Origin of the sequence: Pseudonocardia kunmingensis (assembly GCF_006716445.1) — a bacterium.
Lineage (GTDB): Bacteria > Actinomycetota > Actinomycetes > Mycobacteriales > Pseudonocardiaceae > Pseudonocardia > Pseudonocardia kunmingensis.
On the sequence record NZ_VFPA01000005.1, the window covers coordinates 267,618 to 290,622 of the forward strand.

The window sequence follows — 23,005 nt, forward strand, 5'->3', positions numbered from 1 at the left end:
ACTACCGTGGTTTCCCCGTTCCGCTCGGCAACCACGCGCCTTACCGTCCGCGGCGTGACCGATTCCGCCGCAGCCGCGTTCTTCACCGCCCGGCTGGCCTTCCAGACCGACGTCGCCGACGTCCACGCCGCTCTCGCCGGTGACTCCCCCGGCTTCGTGCTGGTCGACTCCCGGAGCCGCGCCGCCTGGGCGCAGGGCCGCATCCCCGGCGCGGTGCACCTGCCGACCGCCGAGATCGGGCAACGCGCCCCGGCGCTGCTGGACCCGGCCGTTCCGGTCGTGACGTACTGCTGGGGGCCCGGCTGCAACGGCGCGACGCGCGCCGCGCTGGCCCTCACCCGCCTCGGCTACGCGGTGCGCGAGATGCTCGGCGGCATCGAGTACTGGACGCGGGAGGGTCTCCCGGTCGCGACGGACGACGGGCTCACCCGCGCCGAGCCCGACCCGCTCACCGTCCCCTGCGGCTGCTGACCGCGACGGCCCTCGGGGACGGGTGCCGCGGGGCCGCGTGGGAGGCTGGGACCGTGCTCCCGATCGGACCTCGTACCGCGCGCCGGGCGGCGTCCGTCGCGGTGGCCGCGGCCGTCACGGCAGGTGTCGCGGGGGCGTGCTCGCCGGGCACCACCCCGGCGCCGCCACCGCCCCCGCCACCGCCGCCACCACCGCCGGCCGCCTGCCTGCTCGACACGGCCGCGCTCGCCGCGGCCACCGGTCTGGGCTGGGCGCCCGACCTGAGCACGGCGAGCGACACGCGCTGCGTCTACGACCCGACCGGCGCGCCGCAGGCGGACGCCGACGCGGGCCCGACCTTCGTCACCGTGGACGTGGCGCCGGCCGCGGACCCGGCCACGACGCTCGACACCGTCACGGCGCTGTGCGAGGAGGGGTCCGAGGTGCCGGCGGGCGAGGCCGGCGTGGTGTGCCGCTTCCAGGGCGGCAGCGTGTTCGCGGCGGCGGTGCGGGACGGCCGCCTGGTGACGGTCGCCGCGTCAGCGGTGCCGGAGGGCACCACGGCAGCGCGCCTCGTGGTGGCGTTCGACCAGCAGGTTGCCGCGCTGCGACCCTAGTGTCCCCCGCCGGAAGTCCGCCGAATAATTCGGCGGCCCAGCTCCACGCTGCGCGCACCGGTCGACGAGCCGAGTACGCCCGGTACGAGGCTCGCCGCCCGGCACACGCAGCGAGAACCTGGATCCACCGACTTACCCAGCGAACTTCCGGCGGGGGACACTAGTGAGGCCAGCCTCGGACCGCCAAGGTGGGTGGTCGCCGTGGTTGGGTCCGTTTCGGTTGAGTGCGGGCTGGGGAGCGGTCCGAGGCTGTCCGGGTAAGCGATCGCGGCTTCGCCGCGTGGCTGGCCGCTGGCCAGCGCGCCGGGATGGGGCCAGGCTGCCGGTATGGCCACGCCGGTAACGGTCAACGACGTCCTGGACGGGCATGTCGGACTCGATCTGGAGTGTCTGGACCGGATCTACCTCAACGCCTACGTGCCGAACCTACAGGTCGGCGGGCAGGTCGTGTCCTTCCTGACCGCGCATCTGGGGTATCCGATCCCGTCGCCGGCGATCTTCGACAAGATCGGCACTGCGTTCCGCGCCGCGGTGGACCGGTTCGCTGCCGACGAGCACATCCCGGTGGTGCGGTTCGCGAAAACCGACCGCAAGATCGACAGGATGGGCCGCTACCTGGCCCGACAGGCCGCCACCGGGCGGTCAGGGGTGGCCGCGATCGGGATCGCCCAGGAGTTCGCCCAGGTGTTCTCGCCCAGCAAGAAGGGCCAGGGCAACGCGGTCTGGTTCTCCTTCACCAAGGCCAAGAGGCGGGTCAGCTGCTACTACTTCTACCTCTGGGATGACGAGTTCGGGCCGGGGTTCATCAAGGTCTGCTCCTACTTCCCCTACCCCGCCAAGGTCTGGATCAACGGCCACGAGTGGGCCAAACGCCAGGCCACCCACGCCGGCATCGGCTACCGCGAGCTGTCCAACGGGTTCGCCGCCACCGACGACCCGGCCCGGCTGCAGGCCATCTGCGACCGGTTGGGCCCGGCCACCATCGAAGCGTTCGTCGAGCGCTGGCTGGCGGTGCTGCCGTTGCCGCTCACCGAGGCCGATCGGGCCGCCGGCTACTGGTGGGAGCTGTCGATGCGCCAGGTCGAGGTCTCCCGCACGATCGTGTTCACCCAGCCCCGCCACGCGCGATCGTTCTTCGAAGCGCTGGTCACCGACAACCTTGACATCGGCCGCCCGGAACAGGTCGAGCTGATCTTCTCCCGGTGGCCGACCCGGCGCGGCCGACCGTCCGGGCAGCAACGGTTCTCCACCTGGCTGGTCACCCAAGGCACCCAAGTCACGGTGAACGCCGCCTACAAACACTCCCGGATCAAGCAGTATCTGAAAGACGGTCGCGCGCTGCGCATCGAAACCGTCGTCAACGACACTGCCGACCTGGGCTGCCTGCGCCGCCTGCACCACCTGCCCGAGCTACAAGCCAGGGCCCGTGCGGCCAACCGCCGCCTGCTCGATACTGAACGGGTCGGTCAGGGCTGCGTCCTTGCGAGTCCAGCCTTTGAGCGGATCGCGCACCCCACCCGCACCCGGGAGGGGCGGAGGGCCCCGGCCCTGCGGTTCGGCGACCCTCGGGTCCAGGCCCTGGCCGGCGCGCTCTGCCACACCCTGCTCGCCGTCACCGGCATCACCAACAAGAGCCTGCGCGCCTTGATGACCGGACTGCTCGTCGAGCCCAACCACACGAACTACAGCATCAGCCGGGCCAGCTACGACCTGACCCGCCTGCGCCGCAACGGACTGATCGAACGCCTCCCCGGCCGCAACCTCTACCGGCTCACCCCGGACGGCCTCGCCTTCGCGATCTTCTACAGCAAGGTCCACAACCGGGTCCTGCGACCGCTGCTCGCCACCACCGACGCGCCACACGCACCACCACCGCTCAAGGCCGCGCTACGCACCATCGACACACAAATCGACGCCCGGCTGGCAGCGGCCCGGCTACCGACCACGACTGCCTGAAACTCTGGACAAGTGCCGAACTCCTAGCGACCAAGGATCGCTAGCCGGGCCGCAGCGCGGCCCGGCGACGGCGGAGCGGCGGTGTCAGAGCTCGCGCGACGCGCGGAGGCGGCCCAGCGCCTCTTCCAGGATGGCGGCGCCGTCGGAGTCGCTGCGCCGCTCCTTCACGTACGCGAGGTGCGTCTTGTACGGCTCGGTGCGCGGCGGGGCGGGCGGGTTCTCCCCGTCCCGGCCGGCCGGCAGGCCGCAGCGCGGGCAGTCCCAGGTCTCCGGGATGTCCGCCTCGGAGGCGAACGACGGAGTGGTGACGTGCCCGTTCGTGCAGAAGTACGGGATGCGCGCGCGGGGAGCGGTCTCGCCCCGCTCGGACTCCCCCATCGGACCGGCTCCCACGCGGGTGCCCCGGATCGCGTTGCCGCCTGACATCGCCATGCTCCCCTCAGACCCCGACCCGGACCAGCAGCCCGGTGCCGATGATCGCGATCAGCCAGATCGCACCGACGAACAGCGTGAGACGGTCGAGGTTCTTCTCGACCACGCTGGATCCCGACAGGCTCGACTGCACGCCGCCCCCGAACAGGGTGGAGAGCCCGCCGCCGCGACCGCGGTGCAGCAGGATGAGCAGCACCAGCAGGACGCTGGAGACGATCAGCACGACCTGCAGGGCGATTTCCATCCGATCCTCATCCTCTTTCCGCGTGCGTCCCGTTGCCGGGGTCACCGAGGGTACCCGGGCCCGTCACGGCGCCCACCGGGGGTCGTGAGTGGATACGAGTGCGGGAACACTCGTATCCACTCACGGGGGTGTTACGGGAGCGGGCCGCCCGCCGCGATGGCGCACAGCTGGGCGAACTCGTCGGCGTCGAGGCTCGCCCCGCCGACCAGCGCGCCGTCCACGTCGGACTCCGCGACGATCTCGCCGACGTTCTTGGCCTTCACCGACCCGCCGTAGAGCACGCGGACGCCGGCGGCGATGGCCTCGCCGTACTTGGCCGAGACGGCCTGCCGGATGGCGGCGCACACCTCCTGCGCGTCGGCGGCGCTCGCGACGCGCCCGGTGCCGATCGCCCACACCGGCTCGTAGGCGATCACCAGCGTCTGCGCGTGCTGGCTCTCCACCTTCTCCAGCGCGGCGGTGACCTGCCGGGTGGTGTGCGCGACGTGCTCACCGGCCTCGCGGACGGGCAGGGGCTCCCCGACGCACAGGATCGGCACGATGCCGTGCTTGACCGCGGCCCGCACCTTCTTGTTGACGAGCGCGTCGTCCTCGCCGTGGATCTCGCGCCGCTCCGAGTGGCCCACCGTGACGTAGGTGCAGCCGAGCTTGGCGAGCATCGCGCCGGAGACGTCACCGGTGTAGGCCCCGGAGTCGTGCGGCGAGAGGTCCTGCGCGCCGTGCACCAGCTTGAGCTTGTCGCCGTCGATCAGGGTCTGCACCGATCGGATGTCGGTGAACGGCGGCAGCACCGCCACCTCGACCTTGTCGTAGTACTTCTCCGGCAGGGCGAAGGCGATCTTCTGCACCAGCGCGAGGGCCTCGAGGTGGTTGCAGTTCATCTTCCAGTTGCCGGCGATGAGCGGCTTGCGCCTGGGGGATGGCGAGCCGGCGGGGTGGGTCGATGCAGCCATCAGCTCTTCTCCAGGACCGCGAGGCCGGGGAGGGACTTGCCCTCCAGGTACTCCAGCGACGCGCCGCCGCCGGTGGAGATGTGGGAGAACCCGTCCTCGGCCAGGCCGAGCGCGCGCACCGCCGCGGCGGAGTCGCCGCCGCCGACGACGCTGAACGCCGCGCTGTCGATGATCGCCTGGGCGACCCCGCGCGTGCCGTCGGCGAACGGCGCCAGCTCGAACACGCCCATCGGCCCGTTCCAGAACACCGTGGCCGCGCGGCCGAGCACGTCGGCGAACGCCGCCACCGACTCCGGGCCGATGTCGAGGCCCTTCCACCCGTCCGGGATCGCGTCCGCGCCGACTGTCCGCGTGTTCGCCTCCGCCGAGAAGTCGTCGGCCACCACCACGTCGGAGGGCAGCACGATCTTCCCGGTCTCCAGCAGCGAGCGGCAGGTGTCGATCTGGTCGCGCTCCAGCAGCGAGTCACCCACGCCGTAACCCTGCGCGGCGAGGAACGTGAAGCACATCCCCCCGCCGACGAGCAGCGCGTCGACCTTCGGCAGCAGCGACTCGATCACCGCGAGCTTGTCGGAGACCTTCGACCCGCCGAGCACCACGGTGTAGGGCCGCTCCGGCGTCTCGGTGAGCCTGCGCAGCACCTCGACCTCGGCGAGCACCAGCCCGCCCGCGTAGGCGGGCAGGTCCAGCGCCACGTCGTAGACCGAGGCCTGCTTGCGGTGGACCACGCCGAACCCGTCGGAGACGAACGCGCCGTCCGCGCCGGTGAGCGCCGCGAGCTCGTGCGCCAGTGCCGCCCGCTCGTCCTCGTCCTTGGAGGTCTCGCGCGGGTCGAACCGGATGTTCTCCAGCAGCACCACGCCGCCGTCGGCCAGGGCGCCGACCGCGGCCTGCGCCTCCTCGCCGTGGTCGGCGAGGGTGACCTCGGCGCCGAGCAGCTCCCCGAGCCGCCCGGCCACCGGGGCGAGGCCGTACTTCGCGTCCGGCCCGCCCTTCGGCCGGCCCAGGTGCGCGGAGACGACGACGCGGGCCCCGGCCTCACGCAGCGTCCGCAGCGTGGGGACCGAGGCGCGGATGCGGCCGTCGTCGGTGATCCTCGAGCCGTCGAGGGGGACGTTGAGGTCCGAGCGGACGAGGACCGTCCGCCCGGACACGCCCTCGGCGAGGAGGTCGTCGAGCGTCTTCACAGCTTCGAGGCCACCAGGTCGGTGATGTCGACCAGGCGGTTCGAGTAGCCCCACTCGTTGTCGTACCAGCCGAAGACCTTCACCTGGTTGCCGATGACCTTGGTCAGCGGCGCGTCGTAGATGCAGGACGCCGGGTCGGTGACGATGTCGGAGGAGACGATCGGGTCCTCGCTGTAGCGCAGGAAGCCCTTCAGCGGGCCGCTCTCCGCGGCCGCCTTGTACGCGGCGTTGATCTGCTCGAGCGAGGCCTCCTCGCGCAGGTCCACCGTGAGGTCGGTGATCGAGCCGGTGGGCACCGGGACGCGCAGCGAGTAGCCGTCGAGCTTGCCGTTGAGGTGCGGCAGGACGAGGCCGATCGCCTTCGCCGCGCCCGTGGAGGTGGGCACCACGTTCAGGGCGGCGGCGCGGGCGCGGCGCTTGTCCTTGTGCGGGCCGTCCTGCAGGTTCTGGTCCTGCGTGTACGCGTGGATCGTGGTCATCAGACCCTTCTCGATCCCGAACGCGTCGTCGATGACCTTCGCGAGCGGCGCGAGGCAGTTGGTGGTGCAGGACGCGTTGGAGATGATGGCCTGCGAGCCGTCGTAGGCGTCGTCGTTCACGCCCATGACCACGGTGAGGTCCGGGTCCGTCGCGGGGGCGGAGATGACGACCTTCTTCGCGCCTGCGTCGAGGTGCTTGGTGGCACCCTCGCGCTTGGTGAAGATGCCGGTGGACTCGACCACGACGTCGACGCCGAGGTCCTTCCACGGCAGCTCGGCGGGGTCGCGCACCGCGAGGCCCTTGAAGCCCTTGCCGTCGACGACGATCTCGTCGTCGGTGTGGGTCACCTCGTAGGGCAGCCGGCCGAGGATCGAGTCGTACTTGAGCAGCCCCGCCAGCGTGGCGTTGTCGGTGATGTCGTTCACCGCCACGATCTCGATGTCGGTGCTGCCGGCCTTGCGCTGGGCGTCGACCGCCCGCCAGAAGTTGCGGCCGATGCGACCGAACCCGTTCACGCCCACCCGCACGGTCATGTGCACGCCTCCTGTGCCTGGATCTCTATCTGCTCGAACCGGGGACAACCCTAGTCGCCGCCGGACCCGCGGCCAGCGGGAGGCCCTGTATCGATTCACACCGGCTGAGGCGCCTCACCTTCCTTGGCCATCTAGATGTCTTGGTGCCCCTCTAGGGTGATGCGGTGTCCGCGACGGCCCAACCCGGTCCCCAATGGCGACGAGTGCTCGGCGACCTGACCGGCTGGCTCGACGCGGGCGAGGTCCGGCCGGGCGAGCGGCTGCCCAGCGAGGCCGAGCTCGCCGAGCGGTTCGGCGTGCACCGGCTCACCGTCCGCCAGGCGCTCGGCGAGCTCGCCCGCACCGGCGCGATCCGCACCGTGCACGGACGCGGCTCGTACGTCGCCGAGCCGCCGTACCGGTTCCGGGTGGTGCCGGATGCGCCGAGCATCGTCGCCCAGATGCGCGAGCAGGGCCGCTCGGTGACCCAGCGCCTGGTCGCGCACTCCGTCGTGCCGTCCACCGCGGCGCCCGACGCCACCGGCCTCCCCGACGGCGATCTGTTGCAACTGGACACGGTGATGTGCGTGGACGGCGCCCCCTGGTCGCGGGCCACCACCTGGCTCGCCCACGACCGGTTCGCCGGGATCCCCGCGGTGTGGACCGACAACACGTCCCTCACCGGCCTGCTGCAGGCCGCTTACGGCCTGCGGATGCGGCGGGCGTGGCGCCGGTACGCGGCCGAGCCGGCCGGCCCCGCCGACGCGGACGCCCTCGACGTCGCCCTCGGCGTTCCCCTGCTCGTCCTGGTCGGGGCGAACTGCGACCAGGACGGGGAGGTCACCCTGGTCGCCGCCCGGCGCACCCGCGGCGACCGGATCGAGTACGTCGTCGAACTCTGAACGGCCCTGCGGTTGATCGGCCGAGACATCTAGATATCTCGCTCACCGTCCACGGGCGTTCACCCGATCGGGCATCGCGCGCCACCGTGGCGACCTAGCGTCCCCCGCGATCGTGACCGCGCCTGAAGCCGATCCCCCGGAGGACCGATGCGGCCGAAACGACGCCGTACCCGACCCCTGGCCGCCCTCGCCGCCGTGGCCGCCGTCCTGCTCACCGGCTGTGCCGGCACCCCCGATCCCACCGCGGACGGCGGGCTCCCCACCGCGGCCCCACCCGCCCCCGACGTGGTGGACGGGCAGTTCTACCGCCCGCAGACCCTGCGTTTCGCGTCCATCTCCGGCGCCGACGAGGAGTCCTCGGCCGCCCGCCTCGCTCCGATCGTCGACCACCTCGCCGACGAGATCGGCATGGAGGTGGAGTTCATCGAGACGACCGACTACAGCTCGGTGATCGAGGGCATGCGGGCGGGCCGGGTGGACGTCGCGGTGTTCGGCCCGTTCTCCTACGTGATCGCCTCCAGCGAGGCGAACGCCACCGCACTGGTCGCGCAGCCGAACCAGGAGACGGGAGCGCTCGGGTACAAGAGCCTGCTCATCACGCGCGCCGACTCCGGCATCACGTCCGTCGAGCAGCTGCGCGATCGCTCGATGGCCTTCGCCGACCCGGCGTCGACCTCGGGCAACCTGTTCCCCCGGCTGATACTGGCCAACGCCGGGATCACCGACGTCGAGGGCTACTTCTCCGAGACCAGCTTCTCGGGCGGTCACGACGCCTCGCTGGTCGCCGTCGCCCACGGGCAGGTCGACGCCGCCGGCGTCTGCGACACCTGCATCGCGCGCTTCTACCGCGAGGGTCTCGCCGACCCGGCCGACATCCGGGTGATCGCCGAGTCGGAGCCGATCCCGCCCAGCCCGCTCAGCGCCCGCGCGGACCTCGACCCCGCCCTGCGGCAGCAGATCACCGACGTCTACCTGCGGTTGGTCACCGAGCACCCGGAGCTCGTGCAGGCGGCGAGCTCGCTGGACGAGCCGCCCACGCACCCGTACCAGGTGGTCACCGACGACCAGTACGACGTGGTGCGCGAGCTGGCCGAGAAGCTGGACGTCGACCTCGCCGAGCTGGGCTGAGCCGTGGCGGACCGGAACGCCACCGCCGCGGTGACCGTGCGCGGCCTGCGCAAGACCTACTCCACCGCAGGCGTCACCACCGTGGCCCTCGACGCGGTCGAGCTCGACATCGCGCCGGGCGAGTTCGTCGCCGTGCTCGGCCCGTCGGGCGCGGGCAAGACGACGTTCATGCGCACCCTCACCGGGATGGTGCGCCCCGACGCCGGGCAGGTGCGGGTGGGCGAGGACGACCTCGCCGCGCTGCGCGGCTCGGCACTGCGCGCGGCCCAGAGCCGCATCGGCATGGTCTACCAGCAGTTCAACCTCGTCGGACGGCTGCGCGTGCTCACCAACGTGCTGATGGGCCGGCTGCCCGGCATGGGGCCGGCGGCCTGGCTGGCCGGGCGGTTCGACCGGGCGGCCGTCGCGGCGGCCTACGCCTGCCTGGAACGGGTGGACCTGCTCGACCGGGCGCACCAGCGCGCCGACACGCTGTCCGGCGGGCAGCAGCAGCGGGTCGCGCTCGCGCGCGCCCTGTGCCAGACCCCGCGGCTGCTGCTCGCCGACGAGCCCGTGGCGAGCGTCGACCCGAAGCTCGCCGAGCGGATCATGGGACATCTCCGCCGGGTCAACCGCGACGAGGGCCTGACCACGGTGGTCAACCTGCACACCGTGGCACTCGCCGCCCGCTACGCCGACCGCGTGGTGGGGCTGAACGCCGGGCGGGTCGTCGTGGACGGCCCCGCCACGCTGCTCGACGACCCCACCACCGTCGCGCGGATCTACGCCGGGACCGCCGACGAGGAGGAGCTCGCGGTCGCCCTGCCCGAGTGGATGTCGGGCAGCGTCCCGGCCGGGGGTGGCGCCCGATGACCGCCCCCGGCACGCTCCGCCCGCCCGCCCGGCCGCGCACGGTGACGCCGCTGCGGACCGTCGGGATCGTCGCCGGGCTCGCCGTGCTCGTCTGGTCGTTCAGCGGGACGGGGTTCTCCCCCACCGAGGTCGTCACCGGCCTGCCGAACCTGTTCGACCTGATCGGGCGGATGCTGCCGCCGGACGTGACGATCCTGCCCGACCTCGTCGAGCCCATCCTGGAGACCGTCCGGATGGCGATCGTCGGCACCGCGCTGGCCTCGGTCGTCGCCCTGCCGCTCGGCTTCCTCGCGGCCCGCAACGTCACGCCGCACCCGGCGCTGCGCGCGGTGGTCCGCCCGGTGCTCAACGCGCTGCGCACGATCCCCGAGCTGATCTTCGCGCTGCTCTTCGTGGCGGCCGTGGGGCTCGGGCCGTTCGCCGGTGTGATGGCGCTGCTGCTGGGCAACCTCGGCTTTCTCGGCAAGATCTACTCCGAGACGCTGGAGAGCGTCGACCCCCGCCCCGTCGACGCCCTGCAGGGCCTGGGCGCCACCCGTGGCCAGGCCGCCTGGTACGCGGTCGTGCCGCAGGCCGCGCCGATCATGGGCAGCTTCGTGATCTACCTCCTGGAGATCAATTTCCGGGCGGCGACGATCCTCGGCGTCGTGGGCGCCGGCGGGATCGGCTACGAGCTCAACGCCGCGATCCGGCTGTTCCAGTACCAGAACATGGCGATGATCCTGATCGCGATCGGGGTGTGCGTCGCCTTCTTCGACTTCGTCTCCGCCCAGCTCAGGAAGAGGCTCCTGTGACCGCACCCGTACTCGCCGAACGCCGGGCCGAACTGCTCGCGGTCGCCACGCGCGACGACCTCGTCGCCCTCGCCGACCGCATCACCGCCGAGGCCACCTGCCGGGTGGAACGCGGCCCGGAGGTGGGCATGGTGGTGTTGGAGGTCCGCGAGCCGGTGGCCGGGGAACGCTTCCACCTCACCGAGGTCCTCGTCACCGAGGCGCGGGTGAGCGTCGACGGCGCGCCCGGCTGGGCGATGCGCACCGGTGACGACCGGCTCGCCGCGCTCGCCGCCGCGGTGTGCGACGCCGCGGCCGAGGCCGGCCACGCGCTGGCACCCGAGGTCGAGCGGCTGTGCACCGAGACCGCCGACCGGCAGGCCGCCGAAGCCGCCGCGGAGCTGGCCCGGGTGGCCCCGACCGCGGTGGCGTTCGAGGAGCTCGACCGATGACCGGGACCGCACTGCACCCGCTCGACCACGTCGGGTCGCAGCGGGTCTTCCGGGTCCTGCTGGACGCGCTGTCGCGGCCGGGCACGATCGGCGCCCTGCCCACGGAGCTGCTCGGCGCTGCCGACGCGCCCGCCGCGCTGCTGGTCCCGCTGGCGCTGGCCGACCTGGAGGTCACCCTCGGCGTGCTGGAGCCTGCCGGTGCCGGGTGGGCCGGTGCGCTGGCCGCGGCCACCGGCGCCCGCCCGGCGCCCGCCGAGGAGGCCGACCTGGTCCTCGCGCTGCGCGCCCCGCGCCCGGACGAGGTGCGCGGGCTGCGCCGGGGCACCCCGGACCGGCCCGACCGCGCCTGCCGGCTGGTGCTGTCCTGCGCCGCGCTGGGCCCGGAGGGGGACGTGCGCTGCGCGCTGACCGGCCCGGGCGTCGACGGCGCCGCCGAGCTCGGCGTCGGCGGTCTGCCGGTGGAGACGGTCGAGGCGCTGGTGGCGGTGAACCGGGCGTTCCCGCTCGGGGTCGACGCGTTCGTCGTCGCGGCCGACGGCCGCGTCGCCGGCCTGCCGCGCAGCACGCGGGTGCGCGTGCGGGCCGGCGCCGGAAGCTGGGGAAGGAGCTGACATGGGGTACGCCGCCGTCAAGGGCGGGCTGGACGCGATCCTGGCCGCCGAGGACCTGGTCGCCCGCATGCGGGTGGACGACCCGAGCCCGTGGCTGGAGGAGGCGCAGCTGATCGGGCGGCTCCGCCTGGCCGTCGACCGCGTGCAGGGCGAGGGCGGGCTCGCCTCCGCCGAGCTCGCCGCGCGGGCGATCCGCCAGGCCGAGGGCGACCTCATCGAGGCCGCGCTGCTCGTGCGCTCGTACCGCAGCACGCTCCCGCGCCTCGGTTACACGCTGCCGACCCCGACGGCCGAGCTGGAGGCGGTGCGCCGGATCGTCCCCGCCTTCCGCGAGCCGCCGGGCCGTCAGCTGCTGGGCCGGACCCTGGACTACACCGAGCGGCTGGTCGACTTCCGGGACGAGGCCGCCGCCCGCGCGGCGCTCCGGGAACCGCCCGCGGGCCGCGGCGACGTCGACCCCGAGGCCCGCCAACCCCGCCTCGCCGAGCTGCTCGCCGCCCGCGGGCTCCTCGCGAACCGGCAGGTCGAGGGCGACCCGGACCCGGTGGACATCACCCGCGAGCCGGTGATCACGCCCGCTCCCCGGTCGGCCCGGCTCGCCGCGCTCGCGCGCGGTGAGACCGGCGCCCTGGTCAACCTCTGGTACCAGGGCGTGCGGGGCGACCGGAGGGGTGCCGAGGACGTCACGCTGGGCGAGGTGCGGGTCGGCACGCTGCCCGTCACCGTCGCGCACCCGCGCACCGGTGGCGCCGTCCGGGTCGGATCGGTGCCGGTCACCGAGGTGGAGGCGATGTCCAACCTCAACCGGCCCGACGAGGACACCGGCGTGTTCGACATCGGCTACGGGCTGGTGCTCGGCCACAACGAGCGCAAGGCGATCGCCATGGCCGTGCTCGACGTGGCGATGCACCGCGACCGGGGCCGCACCGGCCTGGAGCAGAACGTGATCGGCACCTGCGACGGCACCGACGCCAGCGGGTTCCTCGAGCACCTCAAGCTGCCGCACTACGTGACGTTCGGCTCGCAGGTCGAGCGCAAGGAGGCGATCCGCAAGTGACGATCTCCGCGCCCGAGGGCGTCGCGGCGCTGCTCGAGGAGTCCGACCACTACACCTTCGGGTTCCTCGACGAGCTGTCCAAGCGCGAGATCCGCCGCGCGATCCTCTCCGCCGTCGCGCTGCCGGGTTACCAGGTGCCCTTCGCCAGCCGGGACATGCCGGTGGCCCGCGGCTGGGGCTCCGGCGGGCTGCAGGTGACGCTCGGCGTCATCGGCGGCGACGACGTCCTGAAGGTCATCGACCAGGGCGACGACGCCGGCGTCAACGCCGCGAACCTGCGCCGGCTCGTCCACCGCACCACCGGCGTCACCACCACGCTGGACCGCCGCGAGGCGACGATCGTGCAGTCGCGCCACCGCGTCCCGGAGGAGGGTGTGCCGGACGGGCAGGTGCTGGTGCTGCAGGTGCCGCAGCCGGAGTCCCTGCGCGGCATCGAGAAGCGCGAGTCGGAGCTGCGGCGGATGCACGCCGAGGCCGACTACTCGCGCATGTGGGTGGCGCTCTACGAGGACTACGTGCGCCACGGCGCGATCAGCCGCTCCACCGGTTACCCGGTGCTGGTGGGCGGCCGGTACGTGATGCAGACCAGCCCGATCCCCCGCTGGGACGTGCCCCGGCTGCACCACCACGACGGGCTGGTGCTGTTCGGCGCCGGGCGCGAGAAGCGGATCTACGCGGTGCCCCCGCACACCGACGTGGTGCCGCTGACGTTCGAGGACATCCCGTTCGAGGTGGAGCGGGTGCCGGGTGCTGCCTGCGCCCGGTGCGGGAGCAGCGAGAGCTACCTGGCGGAGATCCCGCAGCCCGGCGCCCCGTCCCGGTGGGTCTGCAGCGACACCGACTGGTGCGACCGACGTGCGGGAGGTGTGGCATGAGCTGGGCCGTGCAGGTCGAGGGGCTGGGCAAGATCTTCGGACCCGGGTGCCCCGAGTGCGTGGCCGCGACCGGGCCGGACCTGCAGCGCGAGCTGTGCGTGGTGTGCGGGTCGATCGTGGCGTGCTGGGACGTCGCGTTCACGGTGGCGCCGGGCGAGTCGCTGGGCATCATCGGGGAGTCCGGCTCCGGCAAGTCGACGGCGCTGCGCTGCATCGCCGGTGACCAGGAGCCGACGGCCGGGCGCGCGTTCGTCCGCAGCGTCGACGGCGGCGCGACCGACCTGTTCACCCTGCCCGCCGCGGAGCGGCGCCGGGTCGCGGTGGAGGACGTCGGCATCGTCCACCAGAACCCGGCGGAGGGGCTGGCGCTCGACATCACCGCGGGCGGCAACGTCGTCGACCGGCTGGCCGCCGCGGGGTGGCGGCACTTCGGCCGCATGCGCGAGCGCCTGCTCGAGCTGCTGGCCCGCACCGAGGTGCCCGCCGAGCGCGTCGACCACCTGGTCCGCACGTTCTCCGGCGGCATGCGCCAGCGCGTGCAGATCGCGAAGGTGCTCGCCAACCGGCCGGGCGTGCTGCTGCTGGACGAGCCGACGACCGGGCTCGACGCCTCCGTCGCCGCCGGGGTGCTCGACCTGGTGCGCGACCTGCAGGAGGAGCTCGACCTCGCGATCGTCGTGGTCAGCCACGACTTCCGGGTGATCGAGATGCTGACCCGCCGCGTGCTGGTGATGCAGCACGGCCGCGTGGTCGAGCAGGGACTGACCGACCAGCTGCTGGAGGACCCCCAGCACCCCTACAGCCAGCGGCTGGTCGCCGCTGCGCGATGACGGGCGGCGCGATGACGGGCGGACCGATGACGGAGGCACCTGTGGTTCTCGACGTTCGCGACCTGGCCAAGAACTTCACCCTGCACGGCATCGGCGGCCGCGTGGTGCACGCCTTCTCCGGCGTCGACCTCACCGTCGGCGCGGGCGAGCTCGTCGCGCTGGCCGGCGGTTCCGGGGCCGGCAAGTCCTCGGTGATCAAGTGCGTGTACCGCACCTACCGGCCGACGGCGGGGTCGGTGCGGTTCGCCCGCTCGTCCGGGGACACCGTGGACCTGGCCGCCCTCCCCGACTCCGCAGTCGCCGACCTGCGCGAGCGGGAGATCGGCTACGTCTCGCAGTTCCTGCGTGCCGAGCCCCGCCGCGGCGTGCTCGACGTCGTGGCCCGGGCCGGGGTGCGCCGCGGCATGGCGGCGGCGCAGGCCCGGGAGGCGGCCGCCGACGTGCTGGCCCGGCTGCGGCTGGACCGCGAGCTGTGGCAGACCTACCCGACGCTGCTGTCGGGCGGGGAGCAGCAGCGGGTGAACCTCGCGTCCGCGCTGCTCGCCCCGCCCCGGCTGCTGCTGCTCGACGAGCCGGTCTCGGCCCTGGACCCGGCCAACCGGGAGGCGGTGCTGGCGATGGTGCAGGCGCTGGTGGCGGGCGGGACCGCGGTGCTGACCATCCTGCACGACCACGACGCCATCCGGCGCGTGGCCACCCGCGTGGTGCTGATGGCGCACGGACGGGTCGTCGACGCCGGGGAGCCGGACACCGTGCTCGCGCAGGCCGTCGCATGACGGTCTCGGCTCCCGCACCGGTGCACACCGGCACCTTCGCGGTGCGCGACGTGCGCGCGGTGCTCCCCGACCGGGTTCTCGACGGTGCCTCCGTGGTCTGCGAGGGCGGGCTGATCACCTCGGTGCGGCCGGGTGGCGCCGTGCCGCCGGGGGCGCTCGACGGGCGCGGCGCGCTGCTCGTGCCCGGGATCGTCGACGTGCACTCCGACGCGCTCGAGCGCGACATCACCCCGCGCCCGGGCACCTCGTTCCCGATCGGGTTCGCGCTGGCCGCGTTCGAGTCCCGGGTGCGCGCGGCCGGCGTCACCACCGTGTTCCACGGCGTCGGGTTCCAGGACAACCCCGGCTACCACCGGTCGCTGGAGCAGGCCCGGGCGGTGTGCGCGGCGCTGCGCGAGCGGAGGGCCTCCGGCGCGACGCCGGTCGAGCACCGCGTCCTGCACCGGATGGACGTCCGCAGCCCCGACGCGCTGGACGTCCTGCTGGACTGCCTGCCCGCGCCGGGTCCCGAGGTTCCGCTGGTGTCGTGCGAGGACCACACGCCGGGCCAGGGCCAGTACCGGGACCTGGACCGGTTCGTCGCCGCGCGGATGCGCGAGCTGCCCGGCCGTTCGGCCGAGGAGGCCGCCGACCTCGTCCGCGAGCGGATCGCCGCCCGCGACGCCCTCCGGGAGCACGTCGGACGCAACCGGTCGCGGCTCGCGGCCCTCGCCGCCGCGGGCCGCATCCGGCTGCTCGCCCACGACGTGGACTCGCCCGAGGAGGTCCGGCGCGTCCACGCGGGCGGCGCGGCGGTGGCCGAGTTCCCGGTGACCCTCGACGCGGCCCGCGCCGCGAAGGACGCGGGGATGCCGGTGGTCATGGGCGCCCCGAACGTCATCCGCGGCGGCTCGCACTCGGGCAACGTCGGCGCGCGCGAGCTCGTGGCGGCCGGCCTCGTCGATGCGCTGGCCAGTGACTACTCGCCGCCCGCGCTGCTGGCGGCGGCGCTCGGACTCGCCGCCGAGCGGGTGGTCGCACTGCCGGCGGCCGTCGCGCTCGTCACGGCGGGCGCGGCAGCCGTCGGCGGGTTGCGGGACCGGGGCAGGCTGGTCGAGGGCGCCCGCGCCGACCTGCTTCTGGTGGACGACACCGACCGCTGGCCCCGCGTGCGGACCGTGCTGCCGGCGGAGTGACCGTCAGGCCTCCTCCAACATCTCCGCCGTGACGGCGGAGTCGGTGTCCGGGATGCCGAGGTCGGCCGCCCGCTTGTCGGCCATGTGCAGGAGCCTGCGGATCCGGCCGGCCACCGCGTCCTTCGTCATCGGGGGGTCGGCGAGCTGGCCGAGCTCCTCCAGCGAGGCCTGCTTGTGCTCGGCGCGCAGCCGGCCCGCCGCGAGCAGGTGCTCGGGCACGTCGTCGCCGAGGATCTCCAGCGCCCGCTGCACCCGCGCCGCCGCGGCCACCGCGGCGCGGGCCGACCGGCGCAGGTTGGCGTCGTCGAAGTTGGCCAGCCGGTTGGCGGTGGCGCGCACCTCGCGCCGCATGCGCCGCTCCTCCCACGCCAGCACGCTGTCGTGCCCGCCCATGCGCGTGAGCAGCGCGCTGATCGCGTCGCCGTCGCGCACGACGACCCGGTCGGCGCCGCGCACCTCGCGCCACTTCGCCGTGACGCCCAGCCGGCGCGCCGCGCCCACCAGCGCCATCGCCGCCTCCTGCCCGGGGCAGGTGACCTCGAGCGCCGAGCTGCGCCCGGGCTCGGTGAGCGAGCCGTGGGCGAGGAACGCGCCGCGCCACGCCGCCTCGGCGTCGCACACGCCGCCGGAGACGACGGGCGGCGGCAGCCCGCGCACCGGGCGCCCGCGGACGTCGAGCAGGCCGGTCTGGCGCGCGAGGCCCTCGCCGTCGCGCACCACGCGCAGCACGTAGCGGGCCCCGCGGCGCAGCCCGCCCGCGCTGATCACGTGCGCCTCGCAGGTGTGCCCGTAGAGCTCGTGGATCTCGCGGCGCAGGCGGCGCGCCACGGAGCCGGTGTCGACCTCGGCCTCCACGACCACCCGGCCGCCGACGATGTGCAGGCCGCCTGCGAAGCGCAGCAACGCCGCCACCTCGGCACGGCGGCAGCACGGCTTCGTGACGACCAGCCTGCTCAGCTCGTCCTTGACCGCTGCGGTCATGGCCATGGGTTCGACCTCCTCCTCTCGGCGCCACCGGTCGCCGCGCCGGCGCCGGTGTCCCCGTCCCACTCCGCCAGCACGGCGCCGAGGGCCTCGGCCAGCGCTTTCGGGTCATGACGCGGCACTGTCATATCAGGGTCGGCGGGATCGGCCGCGGCGACCGGTGCCAGGTGGACCCGGCCGCCGGGGGCGAGCATCGCGGCCGCCGTGCGGTGCAACCGCTCGGGCACCGGGACGGCGGCGACATCGGCGATCACCGCGTCGACCCGCAGCGCGGGAGCGTGCTGTGAGAGTACGGCGAGGTGCTGCTCGGGTGAGAACCCGGCGGTCTCCCCCGGCTCCGGAGCGAGGTTCAGCACGACGATCCGCCGGGCCGGGCTCGTGATGAGCGCCTCCCGCAGCTCGGGCACGAGCACGTGCGGCAGCACGCTGGTGAACCACGATCCCGGGCCCAGGAGCAGCACGTCCGCCTGCCGCACCGCCTCGACCGCCTCCGGGCACGCGCGCGGGCGCTCCGGCCGCAGCCACACCCGCTGCACCCGGCCAGGGGTGGACGCGACGGCCACCTGCCCGCGGATGAGGGCCGCAGGTGCACCCGATCCGGTGACGCCCGTCCCGGTGGTGCCCAGGCCGGTGACCTCCGCCTCGATGTCGAGCGGGTCGCAGCTCATCGGCAGCACCCGCCCCCGCAGCCCGAGCAGCGCGGCCACCTCGTCGAGCGCCGCCACCGGGTCGCCGAGGACCTCCATCAGCCCGGCCAGCACCAGGTTGCCCACCGCGTGCCCGGCCAGCGCCCCGGTGCCACCGAACCGGTGCTGCACCAGCTCGCCCCAGCGTCGCCCGGAGTGGTCGTCGGCGGCCAGCGCGGCCAGCGCCATCCGCAGGTCGCCGGGGGGCAGCACGCCCAGCTCCCGGCGCAACCGGCCGGAGGAGCCGCCGTCGTCGGCGACGGTGACGACGGCGGTGACCGCGTCGGTGAGCCGCCGCAGCGCCGACAGCGTGGCGTGCAGGCCGTGACCCCCGCCGAGCGCGACGGCCACCGGGCCGCCCGCGGTGCCGTCCGGGGGCGTCACTCGCGCCCCAGGTCCCGGTGCACCACGTTCACGGTGACACCCTCCGCGCCCGCCAGCCGCCGCGCGATCTCCTCGCTGATCGCGACGCTGCGGTGCTTGCCGCCGGTGCAGCCCACCGACACCGTGAGGTAGCGCTTGCCCTCCCGGCGGTAGCCCGCCCCGACCAGCCGCAGCAGGTCGAGGTAGCGGGTGATGAACTCCTCGGCGCCGTCCTGGCTCAGCACGTAGTCGCGGACGGGCTCGTCGCGGCCGGTGGAGTCGCGCAGCTCGGGGATCCAGAACGGGTTGGGCAGGAACCGGACGTCCACCACGAGATCGGAGTCCATCGGCAGCCCGTACTTGTAGCCGAACGACAGCAACGTGACGCGCGTGACCTGCGCCGACTCGGCCCCGAAGGCGCGCTCCAGGGTGGCGCGCAGCTGCGGGACCGCCACCGTGGACGTGTCGACGACGAGGTCGGCGCTCTCCCGCAGCGGCGTGAGCAGCTCCCGCTCGGCGGCGATCCCGTCGACGAGCCGCCCGTCACCCTGCAGCGGATGGCTGCGGCGCACCTGCTCGAAGCGGCGCACCAGCACCGCGTCGGAGGCCTCCAGGAACAGCAGCCGCGGCTTGTAGCCGCGGGCGTCGAGGTCCTTGATGACGGTGCCGAGGTCGGCCGTGAACGCCCGGCTGCGGACGTCCATCACCACCGCGATCCGCGTGATCTCCCCCCGGGCGCGGGAGCCCAGCTCGACCATCGTGGAGATCAGCTCCGGCGGCAGGTTGTCGACGACGAACCAGCCCAGGTCCTCCAGCACCTTCGCCGCGGTGCTGCGCCCCGCGCCCGACAGGCCGCTGACCAGCGCGACCTCGATCCCCGCGGGCTCACTGCCCGGCACCGCACCCACCGCTCCTCCTGCTCTCCCCGACCCCGTCGGGCTCCCGCTCATGTGGCCGGCACCTCGTGCCCGGTCGACGCCGCTGCCCCGTCCGCGGGGCTCTCGCCGTGCAGCGCGGTGAGCACCGCGGCCGCGGTGCGCGGCCCGAACCCCGGGAGGGACGCGATCTCGTCGGCTCCCGCGGCCCTGAGCTTGCGCACCGACCCGAAGTGCTTCAGCAGCGCCGCGCGCCGCGCGGGCCCGAGCCCCGGCACGGCGTCCAGCTCGGAGACGATCATGCTCTGCGAACGGCGCTGCCGGTGGTAGGTGATGGCGAACCGGTGCGCCTCGTCCCGCACGCGTTGCAGCAGGTAGAGGCCCTCGCTGGTGCGCGAGAGGATCACCGGGTCGGGTTCGGCGGGCATCCACACCTCCTCCAGCCGCTTGGCGAGCCCGCAGACGGCCACGTCGGTGATGCCGAGCTCGGCCATGACGTCGGCGGCCGCCTCCACCTGCGGCTGGCCGCCGTCGACCACCAGCAGGTTCGGCGGGTAGGCGAACCTGCGCGGCCGGCCGGTCTCCGGGTCGATGCCAGGGCGGTGCTCGGGGTCGGGGGTGCCGGCCGCTGCCGGGACCTCTCCGGACTCGCCGGGGCCCGGCCCGGTGTTACCCGCCGCGTCCCCCGCCTCCCGGGTCTCCGCGAGGTAGCGCCGGAACCGCCGGCGCACGACCTCGGCGATCGCCGCGACGTCACCGCCCTCGGCGCCGCCCCGGATCTCGAACCGCCGGTAGTCCGACTTGCGGGCCAGCCCGTCCTCGAACACGACGAGGGAGGCGACCACGTTGCTGCCCTGCACGTGGCTGACGTCCACGCACTCGATGCGCAGCGGGGCCGAGTCGAGCCCGAGCGCGTCCTGGATCTCCTGCAGCGCGGCCGAGCGCGCCGTGAGGTCACCGGCGCGGCGCAGCTTGTGCTGGGTGAACGCCTCGGCGGCGTTGCGCGCGACCGTGTCGGCCAGCGCCCGCTTGTCCCCGCGCTGCGGCACCCGCAGCTGCACGCGCGAGCCCCGCAGCCCGGTGAGCCACTGCGCGAGCGAGCCCGCCTCCGCCGGCAGCTCCGGTACGAGGATCTCCTTCGGCACCGGCTGCGTGGCGTCGTCGGCCGCCCCGGCCAGCGCCGCCTGCTCGCCGTAGAACTGGGTGAGGAAGCGCTCCACGAGCTGGGCGGTGTCGGTGGGCTCCACCTTGTCGATCACCCAGCCGCGCTGGCCCCGGACCCGCCCGCCGCGCACGTGGAAGACCTGGACGGCGGCCTCGAGCTCGTCCTGGGCGAACGCGACCACGTCGGCGTCGGTGCCGTCGCCCAGCACCACGGCCTGCTTCTCCATCGCCCGGCGCAGGGCGCCGATGTCGTCGCGCAACCGCGCCGCGCGCTCGAACTCCAGCTCCTCCGACGCGGCGGCCATCTTGCGTTCCAACTGCTTGACCAGGTGGTCGGTGCGGCCGGCGAGGAAGTCGGAGAAGTCCTCGACGATGGCGCGGTGCTCGTCGGCGTCGACCCGCCCGACGCACGGCGCGGAGCACTTGTCGATGTAGCCCAGCAGGCAGGGCCTGCCCATCTGCCCGTGCCGCTTGAACACGCCGCCGCTGCAGGTGCGGGCCGGGAACACCCGCAGCAACAGGTCGAGCGTCTCGCGGATCGCCCACGCGTGGGCGTAGGGCCCGAAGTAGCGCACGCCCTTGCGCCGGGGCCCGCGGTAGACGTGCAGCCGCGGGAACTCCTCGTTCAGCGTGACCGCGAGCACGGGGTAGGTCTTGTCGTCGCGGTAGCGGACGTTGAACCGCGGGTCGAACTCCTTGATCCAGTTGTACTCGAGCTGCAGCGCCTCCACCTCGGTGGTGACGACCGTCCACTCGACCTTCGCGGCGGTGGTGACCATCTGGCGCGTGCGCGGGTGCAGGCCGGTGATGTCGGCGAAGTAGGAGTTCAGCCGCTGCCGCAGGCTCTTCGCCTTGCCGACGTAGATCACGCGGCCGTGCGGGTCGGAGAAGCGGTACACCCCGGGGGCCTCCGGGATGGACCCGGGCGCCGGCCGGTACCGGGAGGGGTCGTTCGAGGCGGGATCGCGCATGGCCACTCCAGGGTAGGACCGCCGTCCGACACGCCCGGGCGGGGACCGGGCACCCGGCGCGTCGCGGTGTGGTGTAGGTGCCGCACCGGCGCCGCAGCGGTTCTGTCGGCGGACCGTGGTAGACCCTCCGCAGGATGCGAACGCCTGTTCGACGCACGGGAGGATCCCATGAGCACCGAGAAGCTGGCCACCGTCCGCAAGCTGCTCGCCAAGGCCGAGCGCGCCGCCACCGCCGAGGAGGCGGAGACCTACACGGCCAAGGCCGTGGAGCTGATGGCCCGCCACGGCATCGACGCCGCGCTGCTCGCCGCCGCCGAACCCGGCAGCGACGAGATCGGTGCCCTGCGGGTCGCGATGAGCGATCCGTACAGCGCGGGCAAGGCCCGGCTGCTGGGCTGGACGGCCGCCGCGCTCGGCTGCCGCTGGGTGCTGCACGGGGTGTGGGCGGGCAAGGTCGCCGCCGTCACGGTGTTCGGGCACGCCTCCGACCGGGAGCGCGTCGACCTGCTGTACACCTCCCTGCAACTGCAGGCCACCAGCCAGCTCGTACGGGTGCGGCCGACGTGGCCGGGCGAGTCGGTGGCCGCCTACCGCCGGTCCTGGCTCGAGGGCTTCGCCGAACAGGTGCACCGCCGGCTGCTGGCGGCCGAGCAACGCGCCGCCACCGCCGCCGCCCCGCCCGGCACCGCCGCTCCCCCGGGCACGGGCGGCGTGGCCCTCGTGCTGGCCGACCGCCGCGAGCGCGTCGAGGAGGCGTTCGCCGCCGCCTTCCCCCGGCTGGGCACGGCCCGGCGCCGGGTGCTGTCCGGCTCGGGCCGGGCTGCCGGGGTGCGGGCCGGCGAGCGGGCCGACCTCGGCGGCTCGGGCGGTCTCGACCGGGCGCGGCGACGCGCGGTGGGGGCGTAGGAGCGTCAGGACGGCAGGGCGATGATGCCGTCCACCACCGCGTCCAGCCGTTCGGCCGCCACGTGCGGGCGCTCGACGACGTCGGGCACGGCGCCCTCGAGCCGGGTGGCGAGGCCGGTCACGAGCCCCGCCCGCACGGCACCGTGCACGTCCCACGAGTGCGCGGCCACCAGCGCCACCCGGTCGGCGCGCTGGTCCACCTGCCGGCAGGCCCAGTGGTAGACGCGGGCCGGTGGCTTGAAGGAGCGGATCTGCTCGCAGGAGAGCACGTCGCGCAGGTAGGTGCGCAGCCCGGCGCCGTCCAGCGCCGCGGCGGCCACCGCCTCCGCGCCGTGGGTGAACGCGTAGGCCGGGATCCGGGCGCGGGCGAGTGCCATCAGGGCCGGTTCCACGTCCGGGTGCGGGGGGAGCGTGCGGAACCCCGCGAGCACGTGCTCGACGGCCTCGTCGGAGAGGGTGTGGTGGGTGGTGGTGTGCAGGGCGGCGCGGGCGACGTCGGCGAACGGGCGCGCCGGACCGGCCAGGGTGTGGGCCATCCCGTCGCGCAGGGCGCGGGTGAAGAACAGCTCCCACTCGTGCTCGGGGCGCCCCACGTCCACGAAGCGCGCGCCGAGGGCGTCGACGCGCAGCATCGTCTCGAACACGTCGAGGAGCACCGCGCGGGGCCGCCGGTCGGGGGCGCGCAGCGGCTCGGCAGCAGCACCGGACACCGTCGTGGGCATCGCGCCACCTCGTCCGTCGTGATCCGACCGGGCCCGTTCCGTCTACAGGGCGGCGCCCGCGTTCACGAAGAT

General features: G+C 74.1%; 25 protein-coding genes. 15 read left to right on the forward strand and 10 right to left on the reverse strand.

Going from position 1 to position 23,005, the window contains the following annotated elements:
- The first annotated feature begins 54 nt into the window (after positions 1 to 54).
- The 3 genes from FB558_RS34805 (at position 55) to FB558_RS34815 (ending at position 3,023) form a co-directional block, all read left to right on the forward strand.
- Positions 55 to 471, forward strand: coding sequence for a rhodanese-like domain-containing protein (locus FB558_RS34805; RefSeq protein ID WP_211367051.1), 417 nt, complete (start codon positions 55 to 57; stop codon positions 469 to 471).
- Between the two features lie 53 nt (positions 472 to 524).
- Positions 525 to 1,067: a hypothetical protein gene (locus tag FB558_RS34810; protein WP_142061075.1), complete on the forward strand. Its 543-nt coding sequence runs from the start codon at positions 525 to 527 to the stop codon at positions 1,065 to 1,067.
- A gap of 327 nt (positions 1,068 to 1,394) precedes the next feature.
- On the forward strand, positions 1,395 to 3,023 hold the full coding sequence (locus FB558_RS34815; RefSeq protein WP_142049190.1) for a hypothetical protein: 1,629 nt from the start codon (positions 1,395 to 1,397) through the stop codon (positions 3,021 to 3,023).
- An 84-nt stretch (positions 3,024 to 3,107) separates the two neighbouring features.
- Here the strand turns inward: FB558_RS34815 and FB558_RS34820 are convergent, their stop codons facing one another.
- The 5 genes from FB558_RS34820 to gap all read right to left on the reverse strand — a co-directional run bounded on the left by FB558_RS34820 (position 3,108) and on the right by gap (position 6,852).
- Positions 3,108 to 3,449: an RNA polymerase-binding protein RbpA gene (locus FB558_RS34820; protein WP_142061077.1), complete on the reverse strand. Its 342-nt coding sequence runs from the start codon at positions 3,447 to 3,449 to the stop codon at positions 3,108 to 3,110.
- A 13-nt stretch (positions 3,450 to 3,462) separates the two neighbouring features.
- Positions 3,463 to 3,699, reverse strand: a complete 237-nt coding sequence (secG, locus tag FB558_RS34825; protein WP_142061080.1) for a preprotein translocase subunit SecG — start codon at positions 3,697 to 3,699, stop codon at positions 3,463 to 3,465.
- 131 nt (positions 3,700 to 3,830) lie between these two features.
- Positions 3,831 to 4,652: a triose-phosphate isomerase gene (gene tpiA, locus FB558_RS34830; RefSeq protein ID WP_142061081.1), complete on the reverse strand. Its 822-nt coding sequence runs from the start codon at positions 4,650 to 4,652 to the stop codon at positions 3,831 to 3,833.
- Positions 4,652 to 5,839, reverse strand: a complete 1,188-nt coding sequence (locus tag FB558_RS34835) for a phosphoglycerate kinase (protein WP_142061083.1) — start codon at positions 5,837 to 5,839, stop codon at positions 4,652 to 4,654. The genes tpiA and FB558_RS34835 overlap by 1 nt, the downstream gene beginning before the upstream one ends.
- A complete protein-coding gene (gene gap, locus FB558_RS34840; RefSeq protein ID WP_142061085.1) occupies positions 5,836 to 6,852 on the reverse strand; it encodes a type I glyceraldehyde-3-phosphate dehydrogenase in 1,017 nt (338 codons plus the stop codon). Before gap ends, FB558_RS34835 begins: the two co-directional genes overlap by 4 nt.
- 164 nt (positions 6,853 to 7,016) lie before the next feature.
- Here gap and FB558_RS34845 point away from each other — a divergent pair, with 164 nt between their 5' ends.
- The 11 genes from FB558_RS34845 (at position 7,017) to FB558_RS34895 (ending at position 16,262) form a co-directional block, all read left to right on the forward strand.
- Positions 7,017 to 7,733 (forward strand): GntR family transcriptional regulator, encoded by a 717-nt coding sequence (locus FB558_RS34845; RefSeq protein WP_142061087.1) that lies wholly within the window; start codon positions 7,017 to 7,019, stop codon positions 7,731 to 7,733.
- Positions 7,734 to 7,880: 147 nt separating this feature from the next.
- Positions 7,881 to 8,861: a phosphate/phosphite/phosphonate ABC transporter substrate-binding protein gene (locus tag FB558_RS34850; RefSeq protein ID WP_142061089.1), complete on the forward strand. Its 981-nt coding sequence runs from the start codon at positions 7,881 to 7,883 to the stop codon at positions 8,859 to 8,861.
- A 3-nt stretch (positions 8,862 to 8,864) separates the two neighbouring features.
- Positions 8,865 to 9,713 carry a phosphonate ABC transporter ATP-binding protein gene (phnC, locus tag FB558_RS34855; protein WP_142061091.1) on the forward strand — a complete coding sequence of 283 codons (849 nt, stop codon included), beginning with the start codon at positions 8,865 to 8,867 and terminating at the stop codon, positions 9,711 to 9,713.
- Positions 9,710 to 10,507: a phosphonate ABC transporter, permease protein PhnE gene (gene phnE, locus FB558_RS34860; RefSeq protein WP_142061093.1), complete on the forward strand. Its 798-nt coding sequence runs from the start codon at positions 9,710 to 9,712 to the stop codon at positions 10,505 to 10,507. Before phnC ends, phnE begins: the two co-directional genes overlap by 4 nt.
- Positions 10,504 to 10,938 carry a phosphonate C-P lyase system protein PhnG gene (locus FB558_RS34865; RefSeq protein WP_142061095.1) on the forward strand — a complete coding sequence of 145 codons (435 nt, stop codon included), beginning with the start codon at positions 10,504 to 10,506 and terminating at the stop codon, positions 10,936 to 10,938. The genes phnE and FB558_RS34865 overlap by 4 nt, the downstream gene beginning before the upstream one ends.
- Entirely contained in the window at positions 10,935 to 11,549 is a 615-nt protein-coding gene (gene phnH / locus FB558_RS34870; RefSeq protein WP_142061097.1) for a phosphonate C-P lyase system protein PhnH, read from the forward strand. The genes FB558_RS34865 and phnH overlap by 4 nt, the downstream gene beginning before the upstream one ends.
- A 1-nt stretch (position 11,550) precedes the next feature.
- On the forward strand, positions 11,551 to 12,606 hold the full coding sequence (locus FB558_RS34875; protein ID WP_142061099.1) for a carbon-phosphorus lyase complex subunit PhnI: 1,056 nt from the start codon (positions 11,551 to 11,553) through the stop codon (positions 12,604 to 12,606).
- Complete coding sequence (locus FB558_RS34880; RefSeq protein ID WP_246106978.1) at positions 12,603 to 13,481, forward strand: alpha-D-ribose 1-methylphosphonate 5-phosphate C-P-lyase PhnJ; 879 nt, start codon at positions 12,603 to 12,605, stop codon at positions 13,479 to 13,481. Before FB558_RS34875 ends, FB558_RS34880 begins: the two co-directional genes overlap by 4 nt.
- The gene (locus FB558_RS34885) at positions 13,478 to 14,311 is read left to right on the forward strand and encodes an ATP-binding cassette domain-containing protein (RefSeq protein ID WP_142061101.1); all 834 of its coding nucleotides are present in this window, start codon (positions 13,478 to 13,480) and stop codon (positions 14,309 to 14,311) included. Before FB558_RS34880 ends, FB558_RS34885 begins: the two co-directional genes overlap by 4 nt.
- Positions 14,312 to 14,352: 41 nt before the next feature.
- A complete protein-coding gene (locus FB558_RS34890) occupies positions 14,353 to 15,087 on the forward strand; it encodes an ATP-binding cassette domain-containing protein (protein ID WP_246106979.1) in 735 nt (244 codons plus the stop codon).
- Positions 15,084 to 16,262 carry an alpha-D-ribose 1-methylphosphonate 5-triphosphate diphosphatase gene (locus tag FB558_RS34895; protein ID WP_142061105.1) on the forward strand — a complete coding sequence of 393 codons (1,179 nt, stop codon included), beginning with the start codon at positions 15,084 to 15,086 and terminating at the stop codon, positions 16,260 to 16,262. The genes FB558_RS34890 and FB558_RS34895 overlap by 4 nt, the downstream gene beginning before the upstream one ends.
- Before the next feature lie 3 nt (positions 16,263 to 16,265).
- On the opposite strand, the gene whiA is transcribed toward FB558_RS34895, so the two are convergent.
- Genes whiA through uvrC form a run of 4 tightly spaced genes read right to left on the reverse strand, consistent with a single transcriptional unit; the run spans position 16,266 to position 21,305 of the window.
- Positions 16,266 to 17,249: a DNA-binding protein WhiA gene (gene whiA / locus FB558_RS34900; protein ID WP_142061107.1), complete on the reverse strand. Its 984-nt coding sequence runs from the start codon at positions 17,247 to 17,249 to the stop codon at positions 16,266 to 16,268.
- The gene (locus FB558_RS34905) at positions 17,240 to 18,316 is read right to left on the reverse strand and encodes a gluconeogenesis factor YvcK family protein (RefSeq protein WP_142061109.1); all 1,077 of its coding nucleotides are present in this window, start codon (positions 18,314 to 18,316) and stop codon (positions 17,240 to 17,242) included. The genes whiA and FB558_RS34905 overlap by 10 nt, the downstream gene beginning before the upstream one ends.
- The gene (gene rapZ, locus FB558_RS34910) at positions 18,313 to 19,245 is read right to left on the reverse strand and encodes an RNase adapter RapZ (RefSeq protein ID WP_142061111.1); all 933 of its coding nucleotides are present in this window, start codon (positions 19,243 to 19,245) and stop codon (positions 18,313 to 18,315) included. The genes FB558_RS34905 and rapZ overlap by 4 nt, the downstream gene beginning before the upstream one ends.
- Entirely contained in the window at positions 19,242 to 21,305 is a 2,064-nt protein-coding gene (uvrC, locus tag FB558_RS34915) for an excinuclease ABC subunit UvrC (RefSeq protein ID WP_142061114.1), read from the reverse strand. Before uvrC ends, rapZ begins: the two co-directional genes overlap by 4 nt.
- 168 nt (positions 21,306 to 21,473) lie before the next feature.
- Here uvrC and FB558_RS34920 point away from each other — a divergent pair, with 168 nt between their 5' ends.
- Entirely contained in the window at positions 21,474 to 22,211 is a 738-nt protein-coding gene (locus FB558_RS34920) for a DUF2786 domain-containing protein (protein WP_142061116.1), read from the forward strand.
- 5 nt (positions 22,212 to 22,216) lie between these two features.
- Here FB558_RS34920 and FB558_RS34925 read toward each other — a convergent pair whose 3' ends face one another.
- Positions 22,217 to 22,933 carry an HAD-IA family hydrolase gene (locus FB558_RS34925; RefSeq protein ID WP_142061118.1) on the reverse strand — a complete coding sequence of 239 codons (717 nt, stop codon included), beginning with the start codon at positions 22,931 to 22,933 and terminating at the stop codon, positions 22,217 to 22,219.
- Positions 22,934 to 23,005: the final 72 nt, after the last annotated feature.

What these genes read in the sequence shown, in the direction of transcription:
- FB558_RS34885 (WP_142061101.1), top strand. Translation starts at nt 13,478, where the DNA reads ATGAGCTGGGCCGTGCAGGTCGAGGGGCTGGGCAAGATCTTCGGACCC.
- FB558_RS34815 (WP_142049190.1), top strand. Translation starts at nt 1,395, where the DNA reads ATGGCCACGCCGGTAACGGTCAACGACGTCCTGGACGGGCATGTCGGA.
- FB558_RS34850 (WP_142061089.1), top strand. Translation starts at nt 7,881, where the DNA reads ATGCGGCCGAAACGACGCCGTACCCGACCCCTGGCCGCCCTCGCCGCC.
- gap (WP_142061085.1), bottom strand. Translation starts at nt 6,852, where the DNA reads ATGACCGTGCGGGTGGGCGTGAACGGGTTCGGTCGCATCGGCCGCAAC.
- FB558_RS34920 (WP_142061116.1), top strand. Translation starts at nt 21,474, where the DNA reads ATGAGCACCGAGAAGCTGGCCACCGTCCGCAAGCTGCTCGCCAAGGCC.
- FB558_RS34895 (WP_142061105.1), top strand. Translation starts at nt 15,084, where the DNA reads ATGACGGTCTCGGCTCCCGCACCGGTGCACACCGGCACCTTCGCGGTG.
- whiA (WP_142061107.1), bottom strand. Translation starts at nt 17,249, where the DNA reads ATGGCCATGACCGCAGCGGTCAAGGACGAGCTGAGCAGGCTGGTCGTC.
- FB558_RS34925 (WP_142061118.1), bottom strand. Translation starts at nt 22,933, where the DNA reads ATGCCCACGACGGTGTCCGGTGCTGCTGCCGAGCCGCTGCGCGCCCCC.
- FB558_RS34820 (WP_142061077.1), bottom strand. Translation starts at nt 3,449, where the DNA reads ATGTCAGGCGGCAACGCGATCCGGGGCACCCGCGTGGGAGCCGGTCCG.
- rapZ (WP_142061111.1), bottom strand. Translation starts at nt 19,245, where the DNA reads ATGAGCGGGAGCCCGACGGGGTCGGGGAGAGCAGGAGGAGCGGTGGGT.
- secG (WP_142061080.1), bottom strand. Translation starts at nt 3,699, where the DNA reads ATGGAAATCGCCCTGCAGGTCGTGCTGATCGTCTCCAGCGTCCTGCTG.
- uvrC (WP_142061114.1), bottom strand. Translation starts at nt 21,305, where the DNA reads ATGCGCGATCCCGCCTCGAACGACCCCTCCCGGTACCGGCCGGCGCCC.
- phnE (WP_142061093.1), top strand. Translation starts at nt 9,710, where the DNA reads ATGACCGCCCCCGGCACGCTCCGCCCGCCCGCCCGGCCGCGCACGGTG.
- FB558_RS34875 (WP_142061099.1), top strand. Translation starts at nt 11,551, where the DNA reads ATGGGGTACGCCGCCGTCAAGGGCGGGCTGGACGCGATCCTGGCCGCC.
- phnH (WP_142061097.1), top strand. Translation starts at nt 10,935, where the DNA reads ATGACCGGGACCGCACTGCACCCGCTCGACCACGTCGGGTCGCAGCGG.
- tpiA (WP_142061081.1), bottom strand. Translation starts at nt 4,652, where the DNA reads ATGGCTGCATCGACCCACCCCGCCGGCTCGCCATCCCCCAGGCGCAAG.